The 25,532-nt window shown below is 54.5% G+C and carries 24 protein-coding genes; 15 read left to right on the top strand and 9 right to left on the bottom strand.

Annotation, left to right across the window (positions count from 1 at the left end):
• Positions 1-4 precede the first annotated feature (4 nt).
• A complete protein-coding gene (gene rph / locus FA92_RS17505; protein ID WP_003851334.1) occupies positions 5-721 on the bottom strand; it encodes a ribonuclease PH in 717 nt (238 codons plus the stop codon).
• Between the two features lie 150 nt (positions 722-871).
• Here rph and FA92_RS17510 point away from each other — a divergent pair, with 150 nt between their 5' ends.
• Entirely contained in the window at positions 872-2,056 is a 1,185-nt protein-coding gene (locus FA92_RS17510) for a nucleoside transporter C-terminal domain-containing protein (protein WP_013359513.1), read from the top strand.
• A gap of 38 nt (positions 2,057-2,094) precedes the next feature.
• Here FA92_RS17510 and FA92_RS17515 read toward each other — a convergent pair whose 3' ends face one another.
• A complete protein-coding gene (locus FA92_RS17515; RefSeq protein WP_013359514.1) occupies positions 2,095-2,520 on the bottom strand; it encodes a DUF3574 domain-containing protein in 426 nt (141 codons plus the stop codon).
• A gap of 155 nt (positions 2,521-2,675) precedes the next feature.
• Between FA92_RS17515 and FA92_RS17520 the strand changes: the two genes are divergently transcribed.
• Positions 2,676-3,539, top strand: a complete 864-nt coding sequence (locus FA92_RS17520; protein ID WP_033784313.1) for a YicC/YloC family endoribonuclease — start codon at positions 2,676-2,678, stop codon at positions 3,537-3,539.
• Between the two features lie 173 nt (positions 3,540-3,712).
• Here the strand turns inward: FA92_RS17520 and FA92_RS23365 are convergent, their stop codons facing one another.
• Positions 3,713-3,943: a hypothetical protein gene (locus FA92_RS23365; protein ID WP_146210991.1), complete on the bottom strand. Its 231-nt coding sequence runs from the start codon at positions 3,941-3,943 to the stop codon at positions 3,713-3,715.
• Between the two features lie 20 nt (positions 3,944-3,963).
• Here FA92_RS23365 and lpxP point away from each other — a divergent pair, with 20 nt between their 5' ends.
• From lpxP to FA92_RS17550, 6 genes are all read left to right on the top strand, one after another.
• Positions 3,964-4,887, top strand: a complete 924-nt coding sequence (gene lpxP / locus FA92_RS17525; protein WP_013359516.1) for a kdo(2)-lipid IV(A) palmitoleoyltransferase — start codon at positions 3,964-3,966, stop codon at positions 4,885-4,887.
• Between the two features lie 223 nt (positions 4,888-5,110).
• Positions 5,111-6,253, top strand: a complete 1,143-nt coding sequence (locus FA92_RS17530) for an alanine racemase (protein ID WP_033784315.1) — start codon at positions 5,111-5,113, stop codon at positions 6,251-6,253.
• 136 nt (positions 6,254-6,389) lie between these two features.
• Positions 6,390-6,785, top strand: coding sequence for a hypothetical protein (locus FA92_RS17535; protein ID WP_033784316.1), 396 nt, complete (start codon positions 6,390-6,392; stop codon positions 6,783-6,785).
• A 434-nt stretch (positions 6,786-7,219) separates the two neighbouring features.
• Positions 7,220-7,486 (top strand): hypothetical protein, encoded by a 267-nt coding sequence (locus FA92_RS17540; protein ID WP_033784317.1) that lies wholly within the window; start codon positions 7,220-7,222, stop codon positions 7,484-7,486.
• A gap of 82 nt (positions 7,487-7,568) precedes the next feature.
• On the top strand, positions 7,569-8,213 hold the full coding sequence (locus tag FA92_RS17545; protein WP_033784690.1) for an oligosaccharide flippase family protein: 645 nt from the start codon (positions 7,569-7,571) through the stop codon (positions 8,211-8,213).
• Between the two features lie 440 nt (positions 8,214-8,653).
• Positions 8,654-9,271, top strand: a complete 618-nt coding sequence (locus FA92_RS17550; protein WP_013359520.1) for a trimeric intracellular cation channel family protein — start codon at positions 8,654-8,656, stop codon at positions 9,269-9,271.
• Here FA92_RS17550 and ligB read toward each other — a convergent pair.
• Complete coding sequence (ligB, locus tag FA92_RS17555; protein WP_033784319.1) at positions 9,209-10,960, bottom strand: NAD-dependent DNA ligase LigB; 1,752 nt, start codon at positions 10,958-10,960, stop codon at positions 9,209-9,211. The genes FA92_RS17550 and ligB overlap by 63 nt on opposite strands.
• Before the next feature lie 239 nt (positions 10,961-11,199).
• On the opposite strand from ligB, the gene gmk reads away from it, so the two are divergent.
• From gmk to FA92_RS17590, 7 genes are all read left to right on the top strand, one after another.
• Positions 11,200-11,823, top strand: coding sequence for a guanylate kinase (gmk, locus tag FA92_RS17560; RefSeq protein ID WP_033734537.1), 624 nt, complete (start codon positions 11,200-11,202; stop codon positions 11,821-11,823).
• A 54-nt stretch (positions 11,824-11,877) separates the two neighbouring features.
• The gene (rpoZ, locus tag FA92_RS17565; protein ID WP_003851346.1) at positions 11,878-12,153 is read left to right on the top strand and encodes a DNA-directed RNA polymerase subunit omega; all 276 of its coding nucleotides are present in this window, start codon (positions 11,878-11,880) and stop codon (positions 12,151-12,153) included.
• Positions 12,154-12,173: 20 nt separating this feature from the next.
• Positions 12,174-14,282 (top strand): bifunctional GTP diphosphokinase/guanosine-3',5'-bis pyrophosphate 3'-pyrophosphohydrolase, encoded by a 2,109-nt coding sequence (gene spoT, locus FA92_RS17570; RefSeq protein ID WP_013359523.1) that lies wholly within the window; start codon positions 12,174-12,176, stop codon positions 14,280-14,282.
• 2 nt (positions 14,283-14,284) lie between these two features.
• Positions 14,285-14,983, top strand: coding sequence for a tRNA (guanosine(18)-2'-O)-methyltransferase TrmH (trmH, locus tag FA92_RS17575; RefSeq protein WP_033784320.1), 699 nt, complete (start codon positions 14,285-14,287; stop codon positions 14,981-14,983).
• Positions 14,980-17,058 carry an ATP-dependent DNA helicase RecG gene (gene recG / locus FA92_RS17580; RefSeq protein ID WP_033784321.1) on the top strand — a complete coding sequence of 693 codons (2,079 nt, stop codon included), beginning with the start codon at positions 14,980-14,982 and terminating at the stop codon, positions 17,056-17,058. The genes trmH and recG overlap by 4 nt, the downstream gene beginning before the upstream one ends.
• A gap of 105 nt (positions 17,059-17,163) precedes the next feature.
• Positions 17,164-18,537: a uracil-xanthine permease family protein gene (locus tag FA92_RS17585; protein WP_033784322.1), complete on the top strand. Its 1,374-nt coding sequence runs from the start codon at positions 17,164-17,166 to the stop codon at positions 18,535-18,537.
• 118 nt (positions 18,538-18,655) lie between these two features.
• Positions 18,656-20,335, top strand: a complete 1,680-nt coding sequence (locus FA92_RS17590; RefSeq protein WP_033784323.1) for an AsmA family protein — start codon at positions 18,656-18,658, stop codon at positions 20,333-20,335.
• Between the two features lie 32 nt (positions 20,336-20,367).
• Here FA92_RS17590 and fabY read toward each other — a convergent pair whose 3' ends face one another.
• The 5 genes from fabY to typA form a co-directional block, all read right to left on the bottom strand.
• Entirely contained in the window at positions 20,368-21,315 is a 948-nt protein-coding gene (gene fabY / locus FA92_RS17595) for a fatty acid biosynthesis protein FabY (protein WP_033784324.1), read from the bottom strand.
• A 56-nt stretch (positions 21,316-21,371) separates the two neighbouring features.
• Positions 21,372-21,809, bottom strand: a complete 438-nt coding sequence (dtd, locus tag FA92_RS17600; protein ID WP_033734544.1) for a D-aminoacyl-tRNA deacylase — start codon at positions 21,807-21,809, stop codon at positions 21,372-21,374.
• Complete coding sequence (locus tag FA92_RS17605) at positions 21,806-22,675, bottom strand: virulence factor BrkB family protein (protein ID WP_013359530.1); 870 nt, start codon at positions 22,673-22,675, stop codon at positions 21,806-21,808. The genes dtd and FA92_RS17605 overlap by 4 nt, the downstream gene beginning before the upstream one ends.
• A 3-nt stretch (positions 22,676-22,678) precedes the next feature.
• Positions 22,679-23,275 (bottom strand): glucose-1-phosphatase, encoded by a 597-nt coding sequence (gene yihX, locus FA92_RS17610; RefSeq protein WP_033784325.1) that lies wholly within the window; start codon positions 23,273-23,275, stop codon positions 22,679-22,681.
• Positions 23,276-23,474: 199 nt separating this feature from the next.
• The gene (gene typA, locus FA92_RS17615) at positions 23,475-25,298 is read right to left on the bottom strand and encodes a ribosome-dependent GTPase TypA (RefSeq protein ID WP_013359532.1); all 1,824 of its coding nucleotides are present in this window, start codon (positions 25,296-25,298) and stop codon (positions 23,475-23,477) included.
• Between the last annotated feature and the right edge of the window lie 234 nt (positions 25,299-25,532).

A 25,532-nucleotide genomic window follows, 5' to 3' on the forward strand; every position in this document is an offset into this window, starting at 1 on the left:
TACATCAATTTTCCAGCGCTGCTTTCTGCGCCTGAATCAATTCCTCAATGCCGCCACGTGCCAGCGCCAGTAGCGTCAGCAGCTCTTCATGGCTGAACGGTTCGCCCTCAGCGGTGCCCTGCACCTCGATCATGCGACCATCTTCCATCATCACGACGTTCATGTCGGTTTCTGCCGCGGAGTCCTCAACGTACTCCAGATCGCACAGCGCTTCGCCTTTAACGATACCTACTGAAATCGCCGCGACCATGCCCTTCATTGGATTGGCTTTCAGCTTGCCGCTGGCCACCAGCTTGTTCAGCGCATCGGCCAGCGCCACGCAGGCGCCGGTAATTGACGCGGTGCGGGTGCCGCCATCGGCCTGAATGACGTCACAGTCGAGCGTGATGGTAAATTCACCCAGCGCTTTAAGATCAACCGCGGCGCGCAGTGAACGGGCGATCAGACGCTGAATCTCCAGCGTACGGCCACCCTGCTTGCCTTTTGCGGCTTCACGCGCCATACGACTGTGGGTAGAACGCGGCAGCATGCCATATTCAGCCGTGACCCAGCCCTGGCCCTGGCCTTTAAGGAAACGCGGAACCCCTTCGTCTACGGAGGCAGTGCAAAGCACTTTCGTTTCGCCGAATTCCACCAGAACGGAACCCTCTGCGTGTTTGGTGTAATTGCGGGTCAATGTGACTGGACGCACCTGTTGTGCGCTACGGCCTGCTGGACGCATGGGTATTCTCCGGCTTGCTAATGATTGGCTGCGCATTATACGGACTTCCTTGCCCGCTGTCTCTTGCGCCGGTCTGACGCAGGCGCCAGATGAAATTCCCGGCCAGCTGTGGCTAAATGCGCTTTCCTTTCTCTCTGATAAAAAAGACATATGGCCGCCATTCTTCATTTCCTGCTGGCGCTGGTGGTGATTTTCGCCCTTGCGCTGCTGGTCAGTCATGACCGTAAACAGATTCGCCTGCGCTTTATTGTTCAACTGATTGTGGTGGAAGCCGCGCTGGGCTGGTTCTTCCTTCACTCTGCCGGAGGGCTGGCGCTGGTTGGCTCGTTCGCGGGATTCTTTGAGACGCTGCTTGGCTTTGCCGCACAGGGTACAGAATTCGTGTTTGGCGGAATGAGCAAACAGGGGCTGGCATTTATCTTCCTTGGCGTGCTCTGCCCGATTGTCTTTATTTCAGCACTCATCGGCATATTGCAGCACTGGCGCATCCTGCCGCTGCTGATCCGGATTTTCGGGACGCTGCTGTCGAAGATTAACGGCATGGGCAAGCTGGAGTCATTTAACGCCGTCAGCACGCTGATTCTCGGTCAGTCGGAAAACTTCATCGCCTATAAAGGGATTCTGGGTGATATCCCGCCGCGCCGGCTCTACACCATGGCAGCGACCGCGATGTCTACCGTTTCGCTGTCGATTGTCGGTGCTTATATGTCGATGATTGAACCGAAGTATGTGGTTGCCGCACTGCTGCTTAACATGTTCAGTACCTTCATCATTCTGTCGATCATCAACCCGATGGAGAGCCAGAATGAGCAGCCTATCGCGCTGGAAAAACTGCATGAAGAGCAGAGTTTCTTTGAGATGCTGGGTGAGTACATCCTGGCTGGTTTCAAAGTGGCGATGATCATTCTGGCCATGCTGATTGGCTTTATTGCCCTGATTGCTGCCATCAACGCGCTGTTTGCGGCGGTGTTCGGTTACAGCTTCCAGCAGCTGCTTGGCTATCTGTTCTATCCTCTGGCATGGCTGATCGGCATTCCCAAAGCGGATGCCCTGCAGGCGGCCAGCATCATGGCAACCAAGCTGGTCGCGAATGAGTTTGTGGCGATGATTGAGCTACAGAAAGTCGCGGCGGGCATGAGTGCGCGTGGGCTGGGTATTCTGTCGGTGTTCCTGGTTTCCTTTGCTAACTTTGCCTCTATCGGCATTGTGGCGGGCGCAATTAAAGGTCTGAACGAGAAACAGGGAAATGTGGTTTCCCGGTTTGGCTGGAAGCTGGTCTATGGCTCCACACTGGTGAGCCTGCTCTCTGCGGCTTTTGCCGGTCTGTTTATCTGAGTACTCCGCGGGCGGCCTCGCTGCCGCCCGCGTTCATCCTAGAATCCGACACAGACGGGTGCATCCACCCGCATCACCGATTCCTGACCAAAGCGTTTTTTATAGAGGGTACGTAACGCCTCAATGTCCTGATTGGTGGCAGGATCGATACCGTGGATCAGCATCAGCGCTTTACTGTTCTCACGTGCCAGTTTGCCGTTCTCGCCCAGCCATTGCCCTTTAGCGTCATAAACCGACAGTCCCGCTTTGAAGCGTGGCGTGACCTCATTGTCCACAAAGTTCATCCAGTCGAGTGAACTCACCCTGCCGCCATCTGGTTTGCTCAGTCCAAACCACAGTGTGGTTTGCATCATCATGTCGCCACCCGCACAGATGGGTTGCGGTTTCGTGGGCGGCGCGTGGCGCGTCTGGCAACCTGCCAGCAGCAGAGCCATCACAACAGGAAGAGCAATAACGCGTGACATAGATCGATCATCCTCACAAGGGGTTAGTGGTCATCATAAGTGGCTCTTGCGGAAAGCGGAAATGGTTCGTTATTTTCCGGTGAGACGCTTATGCCTGTTATGCCGTGGCTCGCCTCGCTATACTTCACCCATCTTTCCGCAAATGAGTACCGCTTATGATCCGCAGTATGACCGCTTATGCCCGCAGCGAAGCCAAAGGCGAATGGGGCAGCGCCGCCTGGGAGCTGCGTTCTGTTAACCAGCGTTATCTGGAAACCTATATCCGTCTGCCGGAACAGTTTCGCGGGCTGGAGCCGGTTATCCGCGAACGCATTCGCCAGCGTCTGACGCGCGGTAAAATTGAGTGCAACCTGCGTTTTGATGCCGACCCCAGCGCGCAGGGCGAGCTGATGCTCAACGAAACGCTGGCGAAACAGCTGGTGCAGGCGGCCAACTGGGTGAAAATGCAGAGCGATGAAGGCGCGATTAATCCGCTGGATATCCTGCGCTGGCCCGGTGTGATGTCTGCACAGGAGCAGGATCTGGATGCCATTAACACACAGTTGTTGAAGGCGCTGGATAGTGCGCTGGATGATTTCATTGCGGCACGTGAAAGCGAAGGCACCGCGCTGAAAGCGATGATTGAGCAGCGTCTGGAAGGGGTCTCGCAGGAAGTCAGTAAAGTGCGTGCGCAGATGCCTGAAGTCATCAAATGGCAGCGTGAACGTCTGGTCGCCAAACTGGAAGATGCTGAAGTTCAGCTGGAGAACAATCGCCTTGAGCAGGAACTGGTGATGATGGCGCAGCGTGTCGACGTCTCCGAAGAGCTGGATCGTCTGGATGCGCACGTTAAAGAGACCTACAACATCCTGAAAAAGAAAGAAGCGGTTGGCCGTCGGCTCGATTTCATGATGCAGGAGTTCAACCGTGAGTCGAACACACTGGCATCAAAGTCGATCAATGCCGATATCACCGCATCAGCGATCGAACTGAAAGTGCTGATTGAACAGATGCGCGAGCAGATTCAGAATATCGAGTAATACATTTCCGGCAGGTCATTAATGCAGCGCCATTGATGGCGCTTTGTTCATTTTTCAGGCACTATAGTTTGAGATTCATCAACACCTCCGACCTTTTATTACCGTGGCTGGCTTCAACACTACGTAAAGATTGATAAATAAACATTTCCGGACTCTTCCGGAACGCATGTCAGTCACACTTCGCATTTCAGGTCAGTCTTTTTTAATTTTTTGAATTTAAAATCTTTTTTCTGTTGTGAACCCTTTTTTCGCACCTGAAACGCTGGCTCCATGAAACAGGTCAATCCTGTAGATTCCGCAGTTTCCCTTTCTTTGAAGGCACTTTTTGATAAAGTGTTGGTCGAAATCAGTACAGCTGTACCGCCTGGAGACTTATGGAAGTGCTCTTTATGCGATACATCCATCTATCTCATGAAGGTTGTTAATGAAAAACACCGGAAAATTTAGCAGTTCGCTGCTGCATCCGCGTTATTGGTTTACCTGGTTTGGTCTTGGTGTACTCTGGCTTCTGGTGCAGCTTCCCTACCCTGTTCTTATGCGTCTCGGTGCCGGTGCCGGCAAAATTTCCCGTCATTTCCTGCAACGCCGTGAGCGCATCACCCGTCGTAACATTGAGCTCTGCTTTCCTGGCATCAGTGAAGAAAAAACAGAACATATGATTGCCGGTAATTTTGCGTCGTTAGGTATGGCGCTGGCTGAAACCGGTATTGCCTGGTTCTGGTCTGACCGTGCGGTAAAACGTCTGTTTAAAGTGTCAGGTATGGATAATCTCCACGCTGCGCAGAGTGAAAAGCGCGGTGTGATGCTGATTGGCGTGCATTTCATGTCACTGGAGCTGGGCGGCCGCATCAGCGGTCTCTGTCAGCCGATGATGGCGATGTATCGCCCGCACAACAATCAGGCAATGGAATATGTGCAGACCAAAGGCCGGATGCGCTCGAACAAAGCGATGATCGACCGCCGCGATCTGCGTGGCATGGTTAATGCTCTGAAACAGGGTGAATCGGTCTGGTTTGCGCCGGACCAGGATTATGGCCCGAAAGGCAGCACCTTTGCGCCACTGTTTGCGGTAGAAAAAGCGGCCACCACCAACGGCACTTTTGTGCTGTCGCGTCTGGCGAAGCCAGCGATGGTGCCGATTATGCTGATTCGTAATGCAGATAATGAGGGCTATCATCTGATCATTGAGCCGATGCTGGAAAATTATCCTCATACGGACGAGGCTGCTGCTGCAGCGTATATGAATAAAGTGATCGAGAATCAGATTCTACGTGCACCGGAACAATACCTCTGGCTGCATCGCCGATTCAAAACCCGTCCGCCGGGTGAACAATCACTCTACGTCTGAGTAAACAGATAAAGCAGGCACCGCGCCTGCTTTTTTTATTCTGCTAATCCCGCCTGCTTAGTATCCTTTCCCTCAGGTTCATCCATGTGCTGCATCCTCTATCCCGGGTTAACACACGCTTTAATTTTTGCTGTTCAGCGCCTTTCCACGGCCACCAGGCTGGTATCAGAAAGTTAATTAAGGAATGATGAATTCTCTTACCTCGTTAAAGCCGGATAATCTTATGGATATCAACGATACACAGCAGTGGCAGAGGCCGCTGATTGATGACCGCCTTACGCCCTATATTGAAGTGGATGCAGAGCGGCTGGAGCAGAATCTGCAGCATATGCAGCGCAAAGCCAGTGCGGCAGGCGTCGCGCTGCGTCCGCATATCAAAACACATAAAAGCGTCTGGATTGCTCAGCGTCAGCTTGAATATGGTGCTCAGGGTGTCACGGTCTCTAAACCCAGCGAAGGTATCAGCTTTATTCAGGGGGGCGTTCGCGATCTGCTGTTAGCGTACCCGGTTGTGCAGCCGCAAAGCTTGGCTGAGTTGCTGCGTCTCGCCGTGCTTCATCAGGCAAAACTTACCCTGATCGCGGACAGGCTGCAGGGTGTGGCAGCGATTGCGGATGCGTGGCAGCAACAGCCAGACTGCGCGCTGGCGGTGGCGATTAAGGTGGATGTTGGATTACACCGGATTGGTGTTAATCCTGATAGTGATGAAGCCGTGCTGATTGCTCAGGCGCTGCGGGACGGAGGCTTACGCTTTGCCGGATTAGTGTCGCATGCCGGTCACGCTTATGGTGCCGGTAATGCCGCGGCTATTGTTGATGTTGCCAGGCAGGAAACGGTATTGATGCAGCAACTTCAGGCAAAACTGCAGGCTGCGGGATTTACCGACTGCCCGCTCTCTGTGGGTTCAACGCCTACGGCACTGGCAGCCGAGGTTGCGCCCTGCATCAGTGAAATCCGGCCTGGCAACTATGCACTGCTGGACCTTACCGCCTGTCGCCTCGGGCTAAGTCACGTCGACCAGCTGGCAATGAGCGTCATTACCCGTGTGGTAGCGGTAAACGATCATTTCGCAATTGTGGATGCCGGATCGAAAATGCTGAGTTCGGATAAAGGGCCACACGGCACCAATGCGAGCGGCTTTGGTGTTGCAGCCGACGAAACGGGCCACACGTATGAGGTGACAAAGTTATCTGAGGAGCATGGTTTTCTGCTTTATCAGGATCGCCGTCCTGAAGTCGGCACGCTGCTTCGTATCTTCCCGAATCACAGCTGCGCAGTGATGGCTCAGTCGGATGGCTTTGTTCTGCGTCGCGCCAGTGGGCATAGCGAAGAGCACGTAGTTTCTGCACGCGGCAATTTCATCTGAGTCAGCGGCAGACAGCCTCATCCGTTGTCTGCCGTTTGTACGAAACCCTCTCAACACCACACTTCTGCTGTTACAACGTATTAACGAGCCTGACCCCATGCTTTAATGCTTTTTTAGCTTATCCTCCGGAGGTTATATGCTCTCCTCGCGCACGCTGAGCCTGACGATTCCGCGTCACTGGTTAGATCTTTATGAAACCATCTGGAAGCCGGAATTTTTTCCAAAGTGGGCGTCCGGGCTGACGAATAGTGCATTAGAACCTGATGGCAATCGCTGGCGTACTAAAGGCCCTCAGGGAAACGTAAAGCTCCGGTTCTCGCCACATAATCCGTTTGGCGTAATGGATCACTGGATTGACAGTGGATCAGGAAAGGAAATCTATGTACCGATGCGCGTGATAGCCAACGAGCAGGGTGCCGAGGTGATGGTGACGGTTTACCGCCAGCCATTTACTTCAGATGAGAGATTTAAGCAGGATATTGAATGGGTTAGCAACGATCTTGAGAAGCTTAACCAGCTTCTGACAAAGTAAATCAATGACTTAGCTCGATTTTTTCTCTGTACTTATCACTGGCTGTTTATGAAAAAAAACAGAAAAACTTCCGATGATAAAGCATAAAGCGTTTATCTGATTGCATGCCCCTTCTACACGTTTATCACCAACCCTGCTTAAGCATTGTTGCCAGGAAAATTCCTGGCAAAAGTGCCTGACAGGCAGGCTGTCCCCGCTGATTTCAGGCATCTTCATCTGCTGTGTAAACAATTTCGCTAAAACACATACATTAATCATCAACAATCGTTTATTACTCTCGTACTGGAGATTTAATATTTATCATGCATGAAGTGAAACCATTTATTTCTGCGGTAGCGTAATCAGACTTTTCTTATGGTGTTAAATTAAATAAAACAATGTATAAATCATTCCACACACAGCAATACCCATAATGATAAAGCAGGAAAAAAGTCATGGACCGCTCTGCGTATCCTTTGTTATCAGAAAAAGAATTCGTTGAGATTGCCGCAAGGATGCTGGCAGGAGAATATAAAACTACAACAGGATTTATTCGTGATCTGGCGGAATTCTTATTCGCTGCAGGGGATTCCGCCATGACACGAAACAGAGAACTTACCAGGGATATCTATTTTTTATCCGGGCACTATTTGATTGAATCCATAATAACATGGCAAACCTGGAAAGGTATTTCAGGACTCCGGCCGGAAAAATTGCACTAACCAACGGTGTCACAGCAACCTCTCATTGCTGTTACACAACGATTTAATTCTCACAGAGTCAATGAACTCTAACGAGTATATTATGGCAATACGTGAAAGCAGTCTTAATAGCGCAAAGTGGTCTCTGCTCTCTTCAATCAAAATTATTGGCATCGGCGTACTGCAGCTTTCGTTGCTGGCGCAGATTCTGCAGGCGAATGAACTGAACCTGCTGGCGATCGCCGTGATAGCTTTACTGGCTATCGATACGCTGGCCGATCGCGGCTTCTCAAATAAGCTGATCCGCCGCTGTATGCTCTCTATCAACGACCTCTCCACGATCTACTGGGGTAATATGTTGATGGGTGTCGCGGTGTTTGGTCTGTTATTTACGGGCAGTCACCTGCTGAACAGTCTGTTTGGTCAACCTGAACTGGCGTTAATGCTGCAGATGGTCTCAGTGGTGTTTATTATCATCCCGCAGGGTCAGCATTACCGTGCGATATTACAGCGCGAAAAACAATATACCCGTATCGCTTTTGCTGAAACCTCATCAGTATTAGCCGGTCTTGCCGTCACTTTATTTACCGTCTGGCTGACACCTTCAGTATTGTGTGCGATCTGGGGTTATCTGGCGATGGCATCTATTCGCATGCTGATTTACTGCTACTATGGTCGTTCATGGTTCCAGCCGGAATACCATTTTACCCTGAAAGCCTTTTCTAAAATTCGTGCAAAAAACAAATAATAAAATAAGTCTGTATGGTGGGCTCTGAGCATCCGAAACGATGCGTTGGCGTGCTGTTAACCAGCACGCCTTTTCTTTTTATTAAGCCTGTTTCTTTATTTCTCTGATCGATTCCCTTCTTTATCTGCCGCATCCAGCCTTTTTACCTCACTTATAAACTGACTTACCTCCAGCCGTTGTCTGGCGTTCACGGTCGGTTAATATCCGCCCGTCCGGAACCGGAAAACAGCGGGCCGCAACGCACAAACCTTCTGCAGACTGTTTCTTCTCAGATTTAAACAGGCACTCACCGCAGGCTCTGCGCAGAAAAGTCTTTCTATACGGACGCCAGGGCTGGCTGGTATACACTGCGCTTATCACGGACGCCGATCGCCTGAAAATCTCTGTCGCCGTCTTTCAGGCAAAGGCGTCGCCTTGCCGCCGTTTTACCGGAGTCTGCTATGTTACTGACCGTTCTCTACATCATTGGTATTACTGCTGAAGCCATGACCGGTGCGCTGGCGGCAGGCCGCCGCAAAATGGATCTGTTCGGTGTCATTATTATCGCGTCAGTGACTGCCATCGGCGGTGGTTCGGTGCGCGACATCCTGCTGGGTCACTACCCGCTGGGCTGGGTTAAAAATCCCGAATACATCATGATTGTGGCAGCAGCAGCGGTCATCACCACTTTCCTGGCGCCACTGATGACACATCTGCGCAAAGTGTTCCTGGTGCTTGATGCGCTGGGACTGGTGGTTTTTTCCATTATCGGCGCGCAGGTTGCGCTCGATTCCGGACATGCCATGATTATTGCCGCAATAAGCGCGGTCATTACCGGCGTCTTCGGTGGCGTACTGCGTGACATGTTCTGTAATCGCATTCCGCTGGTGTTTCAGAAGGAGCTCTACGCCGGTATCGCCTTCGCCTCGGGCTGGATCTATATCCTGCTGCTGAAAACTACGCTGGCACATGAAGCGGTGATTATCATTACCCTGCTGTTCGGCTTCTTTGCCCGTTTACTGGCGCTGCGCTTCCGGCTCGGTTTGCCGATTTTCAACTATCCCCATCCCGAGCATTGAGGAAGAAGGTATGCCCTGCTGCTGCAGGAACGCGATCAGCGCCTGCACACGGGCATCATGGAACTGCGCAACCAGACGCTTTGCCAGCGCAGCACCAACGCCCGGTAGCGCCTGCCAGTCCGCCACATCCCGCTGCATTAAGCTCTCCCACTGCTGATCGGGTAGCGACTTCAGGGCTTTCCGCGGCAGTGAAATACCTAAGGCATCCACCCAGCGACGAAACGGCTGCTGACGGGTGAGATTAAAACGGTGCCAGAGCTGATCTGCCCGTTCCGGAGAGAAGCCCGTTGCGGCAGCGACCTGTTCCGGTGTTAACGTCAGCCAGCCGAACAGATGCGTCATACTGCCGGTTTCCAGTAAGCGCAGCCAGGTGCTGCGCTCAACGCCCGGAATATTCAGCACCGTTTTCTGACTGAGCCAGCGTAATTTTGCCAGTAACTGCTTCTGGCACTCCGCACTGAAGGTGTAACAGCTTAGCGGCGTATAATGCGACGCGTCGGGAGGCTGAGGATAGTCGCGCTCTGCCACGCGCCAGATCACCCGCTCCAGCCGGGGAATCCCCTGACCCGCCAGACTCAGCGTAATCACATCACCCGCCACAATATCGCTTTCCTGCCAGCGACGCAGGGATCCGACATTAACCCGCCTGACGGTCTTGTCATCCAGCTGCACCGGCTGCAGATTAAGGACGGCAGCTATTTTCCCGGTTCGGCCAACCGGAAAATCAACGGAGAGCACTTCAGCGCTGACTTCCGGAGGCTGATACTTCCAGGCAACAGCCCAGGTTCCCTCTCCCGGCAGCCAGTTTTTGCCCGCAGGACGAAGACTCTGATGAACCACCACACCGTCAGTGACAAAGGGCAGCGCAGCATGGAACCAGCGATCCCGCCAGGCAGCGACCTCCTCTTCATCTTTAACGCTGTGGCTCCATTTTGCCGCAACGCCCAGTCCCCAGCGACTGAGTTGCTCAAGGCGTTCCGTCATTGTTGCCGGGCCATCTGGCCAGGCCCAGATGAAAACATCGAGCGAATTCAGCAGGGGAACACGCTGTTTACTCATCATGGCCCCGGCCACCTGTGCGCGAGCATTTTTACCGCCATCAATGGCCTGTTGATGATCGGTCATCGGCAGAAATAGCTCACCCTGCAGCACAACCTCGTCGAGTCGGGTCTCGATATTCAGCGGAATCGCCGGGATCCAGGCGGCTTTAGCCAGCCACTCTTCACCGCGCAATCCATCGCCACGACTTAACAACGACACCAGTCTGCCCTGGCGATACACCAGTGAAACGGCGATACCATCGACTTTTGGCTGCACCCAGAGATCGCGTCGCCCCTGCATCCAGTAAGCCAGTGCCAGCTTGTCCCGCATCTTTTTTACGCCAGTATGGGCGACCGGGTGCAATGACGTGCCATTACCCGGCAGTTGTGGGGCGTAAGCCGGCTGATAAAGGCTAAAGCAGTGCTGCCACTGAATCAGTCGCTGCTGAAGAGCATCATAATCCGCATCCGCCACCGGACTCTGGCCCTGACGATAGTAAGCGTCATCCCAGTGTTGCAGTTGCTGTTGCAGGCGGCGGATCTCTTCCGTCGCCCGGTTCGGTGTCCAGACCGGACAAACGGCGCTATGCACAGGCCATGTAACGATCCACAAAACAGCCGCAAACAGCGGCCAGCCGAATTCTTTCATACTCTTTCCCCTGACGTTTTTCGGTATTCAATATCAATGCTTTGGCGTCAGCCAGAAACGATGTCCGGTTCAGGAAGGGGTATCGTGGCAATAAAGGATTAGTTGCAACGGTCTGACAGACATTTGCGCGAAGAGACGCAAAAGTTGGCTGTTGCCGCTGCGCAAACGCTGCGTGGCAGCAGGAAGCTGTGTATACTGTGCAGGAAATCGACTCCGCTTTTAATCAATTCAAGAAAATCATGGCTCAAGGCACGCTTTATATTGTTTCTGCACCCAGCGGCGCAGGGAAATCCAGCCTGATTCAGGCACTGTTAAAGACCCAGCCGTTGTATGATACGCAGGTCTCTGTTTCGCACACGACGCGCGGCATGCGTCCGGGTGAAGCCCATGGCGAACATTATTTTTTCGTTGAGAAACATGAATTTGAGCGGATGATCGCGGAAGATGCTTTCCTCGAACACGCTAAAGTTTTCGACAACTATTACGGTACGTCGCGCCATGCTATTGAGCAGGTGCTGGCAACCGGCGTTGATGTGTTTCTCGACATCGACTGGCAAGGTGCGCAGCAAATCCGCGCCAGAATGCCAGGCGCACGCAGCATCTTCGTTTTACCGCCGTCGAAAGAAGAGCTCGATCGCCGTCTGCGCGGTCGTGGCCAGGACAGCGAAGAGGTCATCACGCGTCGTATGGCGCAGGCAGTAGCGGAAATGAGCCACTACGCCGAGTATGACTATTTAATTGTGAATGATGATTTCGATCTGGCGCTGTCCGATCTGAAAACCATTATTCGCGCCGAACGTCTGCGTATGGCGCGCCAGAAGGCGCGTCACGATGCTTTAATCAGCAAACTGTTGGCAGTCTGAATACAGTTTCAGTATGATGCGCAGTCATTTCTTCATCTGTGGAGTAGCACACCTATGGCACGCGTAACCGTTCAGGACGCAGTAGAAAAAGTTGGTAATCGTTTTGACCTGGTGTTGGTCGCTGCACGTCGTGCACGTCAGATGCAGGTTGGCGGCAAAGATCCGCTGGTTCCGGAAGAGAACGACAAGCCTACCGTTATCGCTCTGCGCGAAATCGAAGAAGGTCTGGTCACCAATCAGATTTTAGATGTGCGTGACCGTCAGGAACAGCAAGAGCAGGAAGCCGCTGAGTTACAGGCCGTTACCGCTATCGCTGAAGGTCGTCGTTAACAGCCACCTGCAGGTCACCCTTGTATCTGTTTGAAAGTCTCAATCAACTGATTGAAAAATACTTGCCAGAGGAGCAGATCAAGCGCCTCCAGCAAGCCTACCTTGTCGCACGTGATGCCCACGAGGGACAGACACGCTCCAGCGGTGAGCCTTATATCACCCATCCGGTTGCCGTGGCCTGTATTCTGGCGGAAATGAAGCTCGACCATGAAACCCTCATGGCCGCGCTGCTGCATGACGTGATCGAAGATACGCCTGCCACTTACCAGGACATGGAACAGCTGTTCGGTAAAAGCGTGGCGGAGCTGGTCGAAGGCGTTTCCAAGCTGGATAAGCTGAAATTCCGCGACAAGAAAGAAGCGCAGGCAGAGAACTTCCGCAAGATGATTATGGCGATGGTGCAGGATATCCGCGTCATTCTCATCAAGCTGGCTGACCGCACCCACAATATGCGCACACTGGGGTCATTACGCCCGGACAAACGTCGCCGCATCGCGCTGGAAACGTTAGAGATTTACAGTCCGCTGGCGCATCGCCTGGGTATTCACCATCTTAAAACGGAGCTGGAAGAGCTCGGTTTTGAGGCTCTCTACCCGAACCGCTATCGGGTGATTAAAGAGGTGGTGAAAGCCGCGCGCGGCAATCGTAAAGAGATGATCCAGAAGATTCTTTCTGAGATCGATGGCCGTCTGCAGGAAGCGGGCATTCCCTGCCGCGTCAGCGGTCGTGAAAAGCATCTTTACTCGATCTACCGCAAAATGACGCTTAAAGAGCAGCGTTTTCACTCGATCATGGATATCTATGCCTTTCGCGTCATCGTGAAAGATCTGGATACCTGCTATCGCGTTCTGGGCCAGATGCACAGCTTGTATAAGCCGCGTCCGGGCCGCGTGAAAGATTACATCGCCATCCCCAAAGCTAACGGCTATCAATCGCTCCATACCTCCATGATCGGTCCGCACGGCGTGCCGGTTGAAGTGCAGATTCGCACCGAGGATATGGATCAGATGGCGGAAATGGGGGTCGCTGCGCACTGGGCGTATAAACAGGCGGGCGAAAGTGGCACTACCGCACAGATTCGCGCTCAGCGCTGGCTGCAAAGCCTGCTGGAGCTGCAGCAAAGTGCGGGCAGTTCGTTTGAATTTATCGAAAGCGTGAAGTCCGATCTCTTCCCGGATGAGATCTACGTCTTTACGCCTGAAGGCCGCATTGTTGAGCTGCCAACCGGCGCGACGCCGGTGGACTTCGCCTATGCGGTTCACACCGACATCGGCCATGCCTGCGTCGGCGCACGCGTTGATCGTCAGCCTTATCCGCTGTCGCAATCCCTGACCAGCGGACAGACGATTGAGATCATCACCGCGCCAGGCGCCCGTCCCAACGCCGCCTGGCTCAACTTTGTCGTCAGCTCCAAAGCCCGCGCCAAAATTCGCCAGTTGCTGAAAAACCTCAAGCGTGAAGACTCGGTTAATCTGGGTCGCCGTCTGCTCAGCCATGCGCTGGGCGGCAGCCGTAAACTGGCAGAGATCCCGGCTGAGAATATCCGTCAGGAGCTGGACCGTATGAAGCTGACCTCGCTTGACGATCTGCTGGCGGAAATTGGTCTGGGCAATGCGATGAGCGTGGTCGTGGCGAAGAACCTGCTGCAGGCGGACAGCAAGACCATCAGCAGTAACAGCAAGCGCGGTAAGCTGCCGATCAAAGGCGCTGATGGCGTGTTGATTACGTTCGCTAAATGCTGCCGACCGATTCCCGGTGACCCGATTGTTGCTCATGTCAGCCCTGGCAAAGGACTGGTGGTGCATCATGAATCCTGTCGCAATATCCGCGGCTACCAGAAAGAGCCGGAAAAATTCATGCCGGTCGAGTGGGATAAAGTCACCGAGCAGGAGTTCGTGGCGGAAATCAAAGTCGACATGTTTAACCATCAGGGCGCACTGGCGAACCTGACGGCAGCAATCAACACGGCCGGTTCCAATATTCAGAGCCTGAATACTGAAGAGCGTGATGGCCGCGTCTACAGCGCCTTTATCCGCCTGACCGCACGCGACCGTGTCCATCTGGCGAATATCATGCGTAAAATTCGCGTGATGCCGGATGTGATCAAAGTCCACCGTAACCGTAATTAGGCATGAACGATCAACGTTTTGCCCGGATTCAGGCGATGCTGGCAATGCGCCAGCACGACCTTACGGTCTGTATGGAGCAGGTGCATAAGCCGCACAATGTGTCGGCGGTGATCCGCACGGCCGACGCAGTCGGCATCCACGAAGTGCATGCTGTCTGGCCCAGCCAGCGGATGCGCACCCAGGCTTCCGCGTCTGCCGGAAGCAACAGCTGGGTGAAAGTGGTTACCCATCCCACCATCGGCGACGCTGTAAAACAGCTTAAACAGCAGAAGATGCAGGTTCTGGCGACCCATCTTTCTGACGATGCCGTGGATTTCCGTGAAATCGATTATACCCTTCCCACCTGCATCCTGATGGGACAGGAAAAAACCGGCATTACCGAAGAAGCACTGGCGCTGGCCGACCGGAAGATCGTGATTCCCATGGTAGGCATGGTGCAGTCGCTGAATGTCTCAGTCGCCTGTGCGCTGATTCTTTATGAAGCGCAGCGGCAGCGACAAAATGCCGGTCTTTACCTGCGCGATTACAGCCTGCTGGACGACGATGAGCAGCAACGCCTGCTGTTTGAAGGCGGATTCCCGGTACTGGCACGGGTCGCAAAGCAGAAAGGTTTACCCTATCCGCGCATCAATGCGCAGGGCGAAGTCGACGCCGATCCCAGCTGGTGGGCAACCATGCAATCGACCGGTAAAAAAAGATGAAAGGCCGTCTGCTGGATGCCATCCCGCTCAGTACCCTGACCGGCGTCGGTGCCAGCCAGGCAGCAAAACTGGCCAAAATTGACCTGCATACCATTCAGGATCTCCTGCTTCATCTCCCACTACGCTACGAAGATCGCACCCAGCTCTATGCCATTGACGATCTGCTGCCCGGTATCTGGGCCACCGTAGAAGGTGAAGTACTGCACACTGACATCACCTTTGGTCGCCGCCGGATGATGGTGTGCCAGATCAGCGATGGCAGTGGTGTCCTGACGATGCGCTTCTTTAATTTCAATGCCGGCATGAAGAACAACCTGTCGCCAGGCCGTCGCGTCACCGCCTATGGTGAGATTAAACGCGGTCAGCGCGGCGCGGAGATTATTCATCCCGAGTACCGCATCCAGGGCGAACAGAGCAATGTGGCGCTGGAAGAGACCTTAACGCCGGTTTATCCCACCACCGAAGGCATCCGGCAGGCCACGTTGCGTAATCTTACCGACCAGGCACTGACGCTGCTGGAGAGCTGCCCGATTGCCGAGCTGCTGCCGCAGGAGCTGAGCGGCGGTTTAATCAGCCTGCCTGATGCGCTGCGCACCCTGCATCGTCCACCGCCCGATCTTCGACTCAGTGAGCTGGAAAGTGGCCGTCATCCAGCGCAACGCAGACTGATTCTGGAAGAGCTGCTGGCGCACAACCTCAGCATGCTGGCGGTACGCGCCGGTGCTCAGCGCTATTACGCGTTGCCAATGACGCCGCGACACAATCTTAGCGACCAGCTACTGGCCGCGCTGCCCTTCTCACCAACTAATGCGCAGAAACGCGTGGTGACGGAGATAGAGAAAGATCTGGCCAACGATTTCCCGATGATGCGGCTGGTGCAGGGCGATGTCGGCTCGGGCAAGACACTGGTAGCCGCGCTCTCTGCGCTGAACGTTATCGCCCATGGTAAGCAGGTTGCGCTGATGGCGCCGACCGAACTGCTGGCTGAACAGCATGCCAGTAACTTCCGCCAGTGGTTTGCGCCGCTGGGCATTGAAGTGGGCTGGCTGGCCGGAAAACAGAAAGGCAAAGCCCGCCAGGCACAACAGGAAGCGATAGCCAGCGGTCAGGTGGCAATGGTCGTGGGCACACACGCGCTGTTTCAGGAGCAGGTGCAGTTCAACGGTCTGGCGCTGGTCATTATTGATGAACAGCACCGGTTCGGCGTCCACCAGCGACTGGCCTTGTGGGAAAAAGGCGAGGAGCAGGGTTTCCATCCGCATCAGCTGATCATGACCGCTACCCCGATCCCGCGCACCCTGGCGATGACCGCCTATGCCGATCTTGATACCTCAACCATCGATGAGCTGCCGCCGGGACGTACTCCGGTGACCACCGTGGCGATCCCAGATACCCGACGCGATGAGATTGTGGCGCGGGTTGAGCATGCCTGCCGCGAAGGGCGTCAGGCTTACTGGGTCTGCACCCTGATTGAAGAGTCCGAATTGCTGGAAGCGCAGGCGGCAGAGGCCAGCTGGGAATCCCTGAAAACGGCGCTGCCCGACTTAAATATCGGACTGGTGCATGGCCGGATGAAGCCCGCGGAAAAACAGGCGGTGATGCAGGCCTTTAAAGCGAATGAACTGCAGCTGCTGGTGGCGACGACAGTCATCGAGGTCGGCGTTGACGTGCCGAATGCCAGCCTGATGATTATCGAAAACCCGGAGCGGTTAGGGCTGGCGCAGCTGCATCAGCTACGGGGCCGTGTAGGTCGTGGTGCCGTGGCATCGCACTGTGTGCTGCTCTATAAAGCGCCACTGAGCAAAACGGCGCAGAAGCGTCTTCAGGTGCTGCGTGACAGTAATGACGGCTTCGTCATTGCTCAGTTCGATCTGGAGATTCGCGGGCCGGGTGAACTGCTGGGCACGCGTCAGACCGGCAACGCGGAGTTCAAAGTCGCCGACCTGCTACGCGATGCCGCAATGGTGCCGGAAGTTCAGCGTGTGGCGCGCCACATCCACCAGCACTATCCCGAGCAGGCCAGCGCCCTGATTGAACGCTGGCTGCCAGAGAACACCCGTTATACCAACGTCTGATTGATCTCCATCTGAGTCGGCCTTTTTTATCCTCGCCGGGCAAACGATTGCTTTTGCCCGACGGATGATTACAATCGCCACACTATTTTTTGGGAAGAACAGAAGATGTCTACCACTCCTCAGCCAGATCAGCCTTCCGCCACGAAAAGTGAACTGATTTATCGTCTTGAAGATCGTCCACCCCTGCCACAAACGCTGTTTGCCGCCGGTCAGCACCTGCTGGCAATGTTTGTCGCGGTTATTACGCCTGCGATTCTGATTTGTCAGGCGCTGGGCCTGCCTGCAGAAGATACCCGGCACGTGATCAGCATGTCGCTGTTTGCATCGGGCGTGGCATCACTGCTGCAAATAAAAACCTGGGGACCGGTGGGTTCGGGCCTGTTGTCGATTCAGGGCACCAGCTTCAACTTCGTGACGCCTCTGATTATGGGCGGGATGGCGCTGAAAAATGGCGGTGCTGACGTGCCCACTATGATGGCGGCACTGTTTGGCACGCTGATGGTGGCCTCCTGTACCGAGATGGTGCTGTCGCGCGTATTGCATCTGGCGCGCCGGATCATTACGCCGCTGGTTTCCGGTATTGTGGTGATGATTATCGGCCTGTCGCTGATTCAGGTCGGCCTGACCTCCATTGGCGGCGGTTTAAGTGCGATGAACGACCATACCTTTGGTGCACCGAAAAATCTGATGCTGGCCGGAGCCGTGCTGATGGTGATCGTGCTGCTGAACCGACAGAAGAATCCCTACCTGCGCGTCGCCTCCCTGGTGATTGCTATGGCGGTGGGCTATCTGCTGGCCTGGGCGATGGGCATGCTGCCTGCAGCAGGTATTCCTGCTGATCAGCCGTTAATCATGGTGCCAGCGCCGCTCTACTACGGACTGGGCTTCGACTGGAATCTGCTTATCCCGCTGATGCTGGTGTTTATGGTCACCTCTCTGGAGACCATCGGCGATATCACCGCCACCTCGGATGTTTCAGAGCAGCCGGTGAGCGGACCGCTCTATATGAAACGCCTGAAAGGTGGCGTGCTGGCGAATGGTCTTAACTCCTTTGTCTCCGCGCTGTTTAATACCTTCCCTAACTCCTGCTTCGGTCAGAACAATGGCGTGATTCAGCTGACCGGCGTGGCCAGCCGCTACGTGGGCTTTGTGGTCGCACTGATGCTGATTGTGCTGGGACTGTTCCCGGCGGTCAGCGGTCTGGTTCAGCTCATTCCTGAGCCGGTGCTCGGCGGCGCAACCATTGTGATGTTCGGCACCATCGCCGCCTCGGGCGTTCGCATCGTGTCACGCGAGCCGCTTAACCGTCGCGCCATCATGATCATCGCGCTGTCGCTGGCGGTGGGGATGGGTGTTTCTCAGCAACCCTTAATCCTGCAGTTTGCGCCCGAGTGGCTGAAAACCCTGCTCTCTTCCGGCATTGCGGCAGGTGGCATTACCGCCATCGTGCTCAACCTGATTTTTCCGCAAGAGAAGTAAGTCCACAGGCAGGCTTCGGCCTGCCTGCTAATTATTCGGATTTACATCCAGGCTGTTGAGCTGTAACGGTAATTCAGGCATAACAACCTCTCACCGGATTTAACTCGGGAAGGATGCTATGAAATTTATTGGAAAGTTTTTCCTCACCTTACTTTTGCTGCTGCTTTTCATCCTCGTGGTGATCTATGTGCTGCTGCAGACACAGTGGGGTGCAGGCTGGTTTAGCCGTTGGGTGAGCGACAAAACCGAATGGCATCTCTCCCTGAGTAAAATTGAACACAATTTCTCTTCTCCCTCTCACATCATTCTGGATGACTTCAGCTTTGGTCATGATGGGCAGCCTGCGGTTCTGGTAGCGAAACGGGTCGATCTCGGTCTGGCACTGATTCAGTTCAGCGATCCGCTGCATTTCAGCAGTCTTGAACTGCGCGACGGGGAAGTGAATCTGGCCAATCTGACGCCAGGCAGTGCGCTGCCCATTCAGGCCGATCGCCTGCAGCTCAATAACATGCGTATCGACAGCCCCAACAGCACGCTACCGCTGTTTGCTCAGCAGGTTAATGGCGGCATTCTGCCGTGGAAACCCACAGCCCTTGATATGCTGGGCCGCGATGCCCGCTTCCAGATGAGCGCAGGCAGCATGACGCTGAATAAGGTGCCAGCTGAAAACGTCCTGATTCAGGGCAGTGTTTTCGAAGGACGAATGCGCTTTGACAATATGGGTGCCGACCTGGCGCGTGGTTCCATGACCGGCAACGGTGAGCGCGATGCCCAGGGCAACTGGAAAATTAATCAGCTGCGACTGAATGATATTCGTCTGCAGACCGCCAGCAGCCTGAAAGATTTCCTGCATAGCCTGCAGGTGGTTCCCTCGATTGCGATTACGCGCCTCGACATGACTGATGCCCGCCTGCAGGGGCCTGACTGGGCGGTGACAGATCTTGACCTGACGCTGAGAAACGTTAACTGGCAGGGCGATGACTGGCAGAGTAATGATGGTTCGCTGGCGCTGAATGCCAGCAATTTTATCAACGGTGGATTCGAGCTTAATGACCCTATCGTTACCCTGGATTTCTCTCCGCAGGGCCTGGCGCTGACGCAGTTCAGTTCTCGCTGGGCGAATGGGGTGATTCGGGCTGACGGTGACTGGTCACGCAGCAATAAACGCCTGACGCTGAAAAATCTGGCTGTTGCCGGACTGGAATATACCCTGCCGCAGGACTGGCGCGACCGCTGGCAGGCGGCACTGCCCGCGTGGCTGGATAGCGTAGCGGTGACGCGTTTCACCTCTAATCGTAACCTGATTATCGACATCAATCCGGCGTTTCCCTTCCAGCTGACCTCACTGGATGGTTCCGGCGAGAACCTGCTGCTGGCGCAGCAGCATCAGTGGGGGATCTGGTCGGGTAAGCTCAGCCTGAACGCGGCAGAGTCGACCTTTAACCGCACCGATCTGCGTCACCCGTCGATTGCGCTGAGTGCCGACCCACAACAGATTCAGGTGACCGAGCTGAGTGCGTTCAGTAACAAGGGCCTGATGGAAGGGACGGCTACCGTCGGCCAGCAGCCAGCCCGTCCGCTTACGCTGCAACTGACGGGGCGTGCAGTGCCGGTGAATGTGTTGCAGAACTGGGGATGGCCCGCATTGCCGTTAACCGGTGACAGCAATATGCAGCTGCAACTGAGCGGCGCTTTAGCCGCAGGCCAGCCAATACGCCCGACGGTTAATGGCACACTGTCGGTGACAACCGACAGTCAGCAGGTGCAGCAGACCATGCAGGCAGGCGAGGTACGTTAATAACATAAGGGCCGCAGATGCGGCCCTTATGATTAATTGATACGTGCGCCGGAACCGCCCTCTTCCAGCGGCCCATCAGGATCGGCGGGCAGGACGATGTAAACGCCCTCAAACACCGCGCCACATTCATCATCGCCAAACAGCTCCACTTCAAGCTGAACGCGTGCTTTACGTCCGCGTGCCAGACGGTCAAGGTCGCCGCTTAGTGAGCCGAGATCGGCAATCGCGCCAGGCCGTCCGCTGATCGGACGGCTGTAGCGAATGTGCGCATCTGCCAGAATAATGGTGCCGCCGAGATGGCGCTCGCGCAGCAGCAACCAGATCAATCCCCAGCCGGTCAGCGTGGCAAGCGAGAACAGGCTGCCGGCGAACAACGTGTGATGTGGATTCTGGTTGCCCGCTTCAGGCATGGTGGTGATAAATTTCTGCCCGGTAAACTGCAGGATACGCACCCCCATCTTCTCGCTGAGCGGAATATGATCATACCAGGCCTGTTGCAGCTGACCGCACCAGTCGGCGCGATGCAGGATATCATCGAGCGTAACAACCGGCTTGATCATCAAAAAATGGCGTACCGGCGTCGTCTGCGGCGCGGTAACCTCACCCTGATTGATATAACCGAGCTTAGCAAAGAAAGCGACGGCATCTTCGCGGGCGCTGCAGGTTACCCGCTTCGCGCCTTCCTGACGCGCGACCGACTCCAGGGTCATCGCCATCAGCGTACCCAGCCCTTTCCCCTGCACCGACGGATGAACGGCCATGAAGCGGATAGCGGCCTCATTGTCGGCGTTGATGTAGAGACGGCCTATGGCGACCGGATTTCCCTGCTCATCAACCACCATTTGATGATGCGCCAGGGCATCCCAGGCGTCACGTTCCGACCCCTGCGGCTGACGCAATGGTTTACGCAACATTTCCCAGCGGAACTGATAATAGATATCCAGCTCTTCCGCCGTCTGTGGCACGCGAAGGTGATACATGTAATGTTTCTCCCGCTCGGATAGGTGGCCTGTTCCCTGCCGCTCCGCTTGCGATCTCACACCTGTAACCAGAACGTCACAGGACCATCATTCACCAGCGAGACCTGCATATCCGCCGCAAAACGCCCATTCGCCGTGGTCATGCCCTGCTGGCGACAGTAATCGCTGAAGTAATCATACAGGCGTTCGGCCTCAGCAGGTTCCGCACCACCTGAAAAGGAGGGGCGCATCCCTTTTTGCGTATCTGCGGCCAGCGTAAACTGCGACACCACCAGCACGCTTCCGCCCGCCTGACGAACACTCAGGTTCATTTTGCCCTGTTCATCACTAAAGATGCGATAGCCCAGTACGCGTTCTGCGAGACGTTCCGCACGCGCATTGTCATCACCCTTTTCCACGCCCAGTAAAACCAGTAAACCGGCACCGATTTCGCCGATTACGTTCTGATCGACGCTGACGCTGGCACGCTGCACGCGTTGAATCAATGCAATCATGTTTCCTCGTGTTGTTCTTCTTTGTGCTGCTGTTTTAACTGCCGATAGTCGGCTAACGCGACGGTAATTTCAGCGCCTAACAACACAATACACCAGGTCCAGTAGACCCAGAGAAACAGAATGGGGATCACGGCCAGTACGCCGTAGATCAGCTGATAAGAGGGGAACATAGTAACATAGAGCGCAAAGCCCTTTTTACCCAGCTCAAATAGCGCACCCGCTACCAGCGCGCCAATCAGCGCATCGCGTGGCGGCACCCGCTGGGTGGGTACAATGCTGTAGAGCAACCAGAAGGCGAGCCACGACAGCAGAAGCGGGAAAATGCGCAGCATCTGGTCGACCAGGCTGGTGACGCCGGTCGCATTAATCCAGCGCAGTGACAGCAGATAGGAGCTGATCGCCAGGCTGGCACCGGCCAGAAGCGGGCCGAGCGTCAGGATCATCCAGTAGACCGCAAAGGAGTAAACCATCGGCCGCTTCTTGTTGCTGCGCCAGATGGTATTCAACGCGGTATCAACCGAATGCATCAGCAGTAAGGCCGTTACGATCAGGCCGACGGCACCAACCGCCGTCATCCGGTTGACGTTAGCCACAAACTGCTCAAGATAGCGTTGCAGCGTGTTGCCTGCAGCCGGCATCAGATTGTTAAAGACAAACTGCTTCAATTGTACGCTGATATCTGAGAAGACCGGAAACGCAGCAAACAGCGCAAACACCACCGCAATCAGTGGTACCAGCGCCAGCAATGAGACATAGGCCAGATTACCAGCCTGCGTCGTCATGCCATCCTCATCTATGCGTTTCCACAACAATTTGAGCCACAACCAGAACGCATGCAGCCCGGGACGAAATTTACGTGACATCATGAGTTACGGTTGACCTGCAAACCAGTCAGGTACCGTTTTACTGTCAGTAACCAGTACACTTTCAATGCCCAGAGCGCGCGCCGCCTCAATGTTCTCCGGGTTATCGTCGAAAAACACCGCCTGATCGGCAGTCACACCCTCCGCGTCCAGCACATGCTGATAAATCCGGGCTTCCGGTTTACGCATACCCAGCTCCTGCGAGAGATAGAGTTTGTCAGCTGCCTGCTGTACGTCGGGATACTGCGTCGGCCAGAATTCACAATGCAGCTTATTGGTGTTAGAGAGAATCACCACCCGATGACCTTCAAGCCGCAGCCGATTCATCAGCGCCAGGGTTTCAGGACGCACGTCTACGAAGACCGCCTGCCAGCCAGCAGTAAACTGTTCATAACTCAGCGCTATTGCCAGCTTTTCACACAGCGCCAGCGCGAAGTCTTCATCGCTGAGTTCTCCACGTTCGTGTTGTTCAAACGCTTCATCCATCTGGAAATGGCTTTGCAGCGAGGCCAGCGGCACACGGCTAAGGTCACTCCAGACACCCAGCACGCGGTTAAAGTCGATATCAATAATCACGTTGCCCAAATCAAAGATATACAGCATGGTGTGTCTCCTTCTGTTCCCTGGAGTATTCACTCTAGCGGCAAAAGTGCAGGCTGAACAGGCACGCGTGGAGAGAAAAGCGTAAACGCCAAAAGGTGGATAGAACGCACCCAGATATTTACTGGCCCGACTGGAGAAGCCGGAATTTCAGGCAAAAAAAAGCCCCGCATGCGGGGCTTTTTATCAGTTAAAGGCGCACTTATGCGTCTTTAGGACCACGTGAAGCACGTTTACGGTCGTTTTCAGTCAGGTGACGTTTACGGATACGCACTGACAGTGGTGTTACTTCTACCAGTTCGTCATCATCGATGAACTCGATAGCCTGTTCCAGCGTCATTTTCTGCGGTGGAACCAGGGTCGTTGCTTCATCAGTACCGGAAGCACGCATGTTGGTCAGCTTCTTACCGGTCAGACAGTTTACGGTCAGGTCGTTAGAACGGCTGTGAATACCGATGATCTGGCCTTCATAGACTTCTGCACCGTGACCCAGGAACAGCTTACCGCGATCCTGCAGACCGAACAGGGCGAACGCGACGGCTTTACCCTGACCGTTAGAGATCAGTACGCCGTTCTGACGCTGGCCCACTTCGCCTGGACGAATATCGTCGTAGTGGCTGAAGGTAGAGTAGAGCAGACCGGTACCGGACGTCATGGTCATGAATTCGTTACGGAAGCCAATCAGGCCACGGCTTGGGATCACGTAGTCGAGACGTACGCGGCCTTTGCCATCCGGATCCATGTTTTTCAGATCGCCTTTACGCTCACCCATGGCTTGCATAACGGAACCCTGATGCGTCTCTTCGATATCCAGCGTAACGTTCTCAAATGGCTCTTGTTTACGGCCATCGATTTCACGGAAGATAACTTTCGGACGGGATACCGCCAGCTCGAAACCTTCACGACGCATGTTTTCGATCAGGACTGACAGGTGAAGTTCACCACGACCTGATACGCGGAAGGCGTCAGAATCTTCAGTTTCTTCAACACGCAGTGCTACGTTGTGAACCAGTTCTTTGTTCAGACGCTCAAGGATCTGACGTGAAGTCACGTACTTACCTTCTTTACCGCAGAACGGTGAGGTGTTGACGTTAAAGAACATGGTTACAGTTGGTTCATCGACGCTCAGTGCTGGCAGCGCTTCCACATTCTGCGTGTCACAGATAGTGTCGGAAATGTTCAGCTCGCCCAGACCGGTGATAGCAATGATATCGCCCGCTTCTGCCAGATCGCTATCGATACGCTCGAGACCCAGATGAGTCAGGACTTTACCGACTTTAGCGTTACGGGTTTTGCCTTCGCTATCGATGATAGTGACTTGCTGGTTAGGCTTAACTTTACCGCGCTTGATACGGCCGATGCCGATCACGCCCAGGTAGTTGTTGTAGTCCAGCTGAGAGATTTGCATCTGCAGTGGGGCATCAGCCTCGACCTGCGGAGGCGCAACGTGATCAACGATAGCCTGATACAGCGGGGTCATATCGTCAGCCATGTCGGTGTGCTCAAGACCCGCAATACCATTCAGCGCAGAGGCGAAAATGATAGGGAAGTCGAGCTGCTCGTCAGTGGCATCCAGGTTTACGAACAGGTCAAATACCTGATCCACAACCCAATCCGGACGCGCACCAGGGCGGTCTACTTTGTTGATAACCACAATCGGCTTCAGACCATGCGCGAACGCTTTTTTGGTCACGAAGCGGGTTTGCGGCATAGGGCCATCCATCGCATCTACAACCAGCAGCACCGAGTCCACCATGGACATGACGCGCTCAACTTCACCACCGAAGTCGGCGTGTCCTGGGGTATCAACGATGTTGATACGGTAGTCATTCCACTTAATGGCGGTGTTTTTTGCGAGGATGGTAATCCCACGCTCTTTCTCCAAATCATTGGAGTCCATCACGCGCTCGGTTGCTTCGGTACGGGCATCAAAAGTACCGGATTGTTGCAGCAGTTTGTCAACCAGGGTGGTCTTTCCATGGTCAACGTGCGCGATGATGGCGATGTTACGCAAATTTTCGATCACAGCTTTGCCTCAGGCATTAGAAATAGCGCGGTATTGTACACGGATTAAGCGGAAGACTGAACAGGATCACACTTTTCACTGAAAGTTTATTGCATCGGCGCAAATTTGCCCTGTTCCCGGTGCAGAAAATGCACTAAGTTGGTCCTGCGCACCAAAATAGTGCTAAAAAATCACCGTTAAGCACCGCAATGGTGCACTAAGACCATCGTGGTGCAGGCGCTTTATGACAAAAAG

Source organism: Pantoea sp. 9140, assembly GCF_000745295.1.
Lineage (GTDB): Bacteria > Pseudomonadota > Gammaproteobacteria > Enterobacterales > Enterobacteriaceae > Pantoea > Pantoea vagans.

Bases quoted from the DNA above. Each gene is read 5' to 3' on its own strand.
- rph (WP_003851334.1), bottom strand. From the start codon at position 721: ATGCGTCCAGCAGGCCGTAGCGCACAACAGGTGCGTCCAGTCACATTG.
- FA92_RS17510 (WP_013359513.1), top strand. From the start codon at position 872: ATGGCCGCCATTCTTCATTTCCTGCTGGCGCTGGTGGTGATTTTCGCC.
- FA92_RS17515 (WP_013359514.1), bottom strand. From the start codon at position 2,520: ATGTCACGCGTTATTGCTCTTCCTGTTGTGATGGCTCTGCTGCTGGCA.
- FA92_RS17520 (WP_033784313.1), top strand. From the start codon at position 2,676: ATGATCCGCAGTATGACCGCTTATGCCCGCAGCGAAGCCAAAGGCGAA.
- FA92_RS23365 (WP_146210991.1), bottom strand. From the start codon at position 3,943: ATGGATGTATCGCATAAAGAGCACTTCCATAAGTCTCCAGGCGGTACA.
- lpxP (WP_013359516.1), top strand. From the start codon at position 3,964: ATGAAAAACACCGGAAAATTTAGCAGTTCGCTGCTGCATCCGCGTTAT.
- FA92_RS17530 (WP_033784315.1), top strand. From the start codon at position 5,111: ATGGATATCAACGATACACAGCAGTGGCAGAGGCCGCTGATTGATGAC.
- FA92_RS17535 (WP_033784316.1), top strand. From the start codon at position 6,390: ATGCTCTCCTCGCGCACGCTGAGCCTGACGATTCCGCGTCACTGGTTA.
- FA92_RS17540 (WP_033784317.1), top strand. From the start codon at position 7,220: ATGGACCGCTCTGCGTATCCTTTGTTATCAGAAAAAGAATTCGTTGAG.
- FA92_RS17545 (WP_033784690.1), top strand. From the start codon at position 7,569: ATGGCAATACGTGAAAGCAGTCTTAATAGCGCAAAGTGGTCTCTGCTC.
- FA92_RS17550 (WP_013359520.1), top strand. From the start codon at position 8,654: ATGTTACTGACCGTTCTCTACATCATTGGTATTACTGCTGAAGCCATG.
- ligB (WP_033784319.1), bottom strand. From the start codon at position 10,960: ATGAAAGAATTCGGCTGGCCGCTGTTTGCGGCTGTTTTGTGGATCGTT.
- gmk (WP_033734537.1), top strand. From the start codon at position 11,200: ATGGCTCAAGGCACGCTTTATATTGTTTCTGCACCCAGCGGCGCAGGG.
- rpoZ (WP_003851346.1), top strand. From the start codon at position 11,878: ATGGCACGCGTAACCGTTCAGGACGCAGTAGAAAAAGTTGGTAATCGT.
- trmH (WP_033784320.1), top strand. From the start codon at position 14,285: ATGAACGATCAACGTTTTGCCCGGATTCAGGCGATGCTGGCAATGCGC.
- recG (WP_033784321.1), top strand. From the start codon at position 14,980: ATGAAAGGCCGTCTGCTGGATGCCATCCCGCTCAGTACCCTGACCGGC.
- FA92_RS17585 (WP_033784322.1), top strand. From the start codon at position 17,164: ATGTCTACCACTCCTCAGCCAGATCAGCCTTCCGCCACGAAAAGTGAA.
- FA92_RS17590 (WP_033784323.1), top strand. From the start codon at position 18,656: ATGAAATTTATTGGAAAGTTTTTCCTCACCTTACTTTTGCTGCTGCTT.
- fabY (WP_033784324.1), bottom strand. From the start codon at position 21,315: ATGTATCACCTTCGCGTGCCACAGACGGCGGAAGAGCTGGATATCTAT.
- dtd (WP_033734544.1), bottom strand. From the start codon at position 21,809: ATGATTGCATTGATTCAACGCGTGCAGCGTGCCAGCGTCAGCGTCGAT.
- FA92_RS17605 (WP_013359530.1), bottom strand. From the start codon at position 22,675: ATGATGTCACGTAAATTTCGTCCCGGGCTGCATGCGTTCTGGTTGTGG.
- yihX (WP_033784325.1), bottom strand. From the start codon at position 23,275: ATGCTGTATATCTTTGATTTGGGCAACGTGATTATTGATATCGACTTT.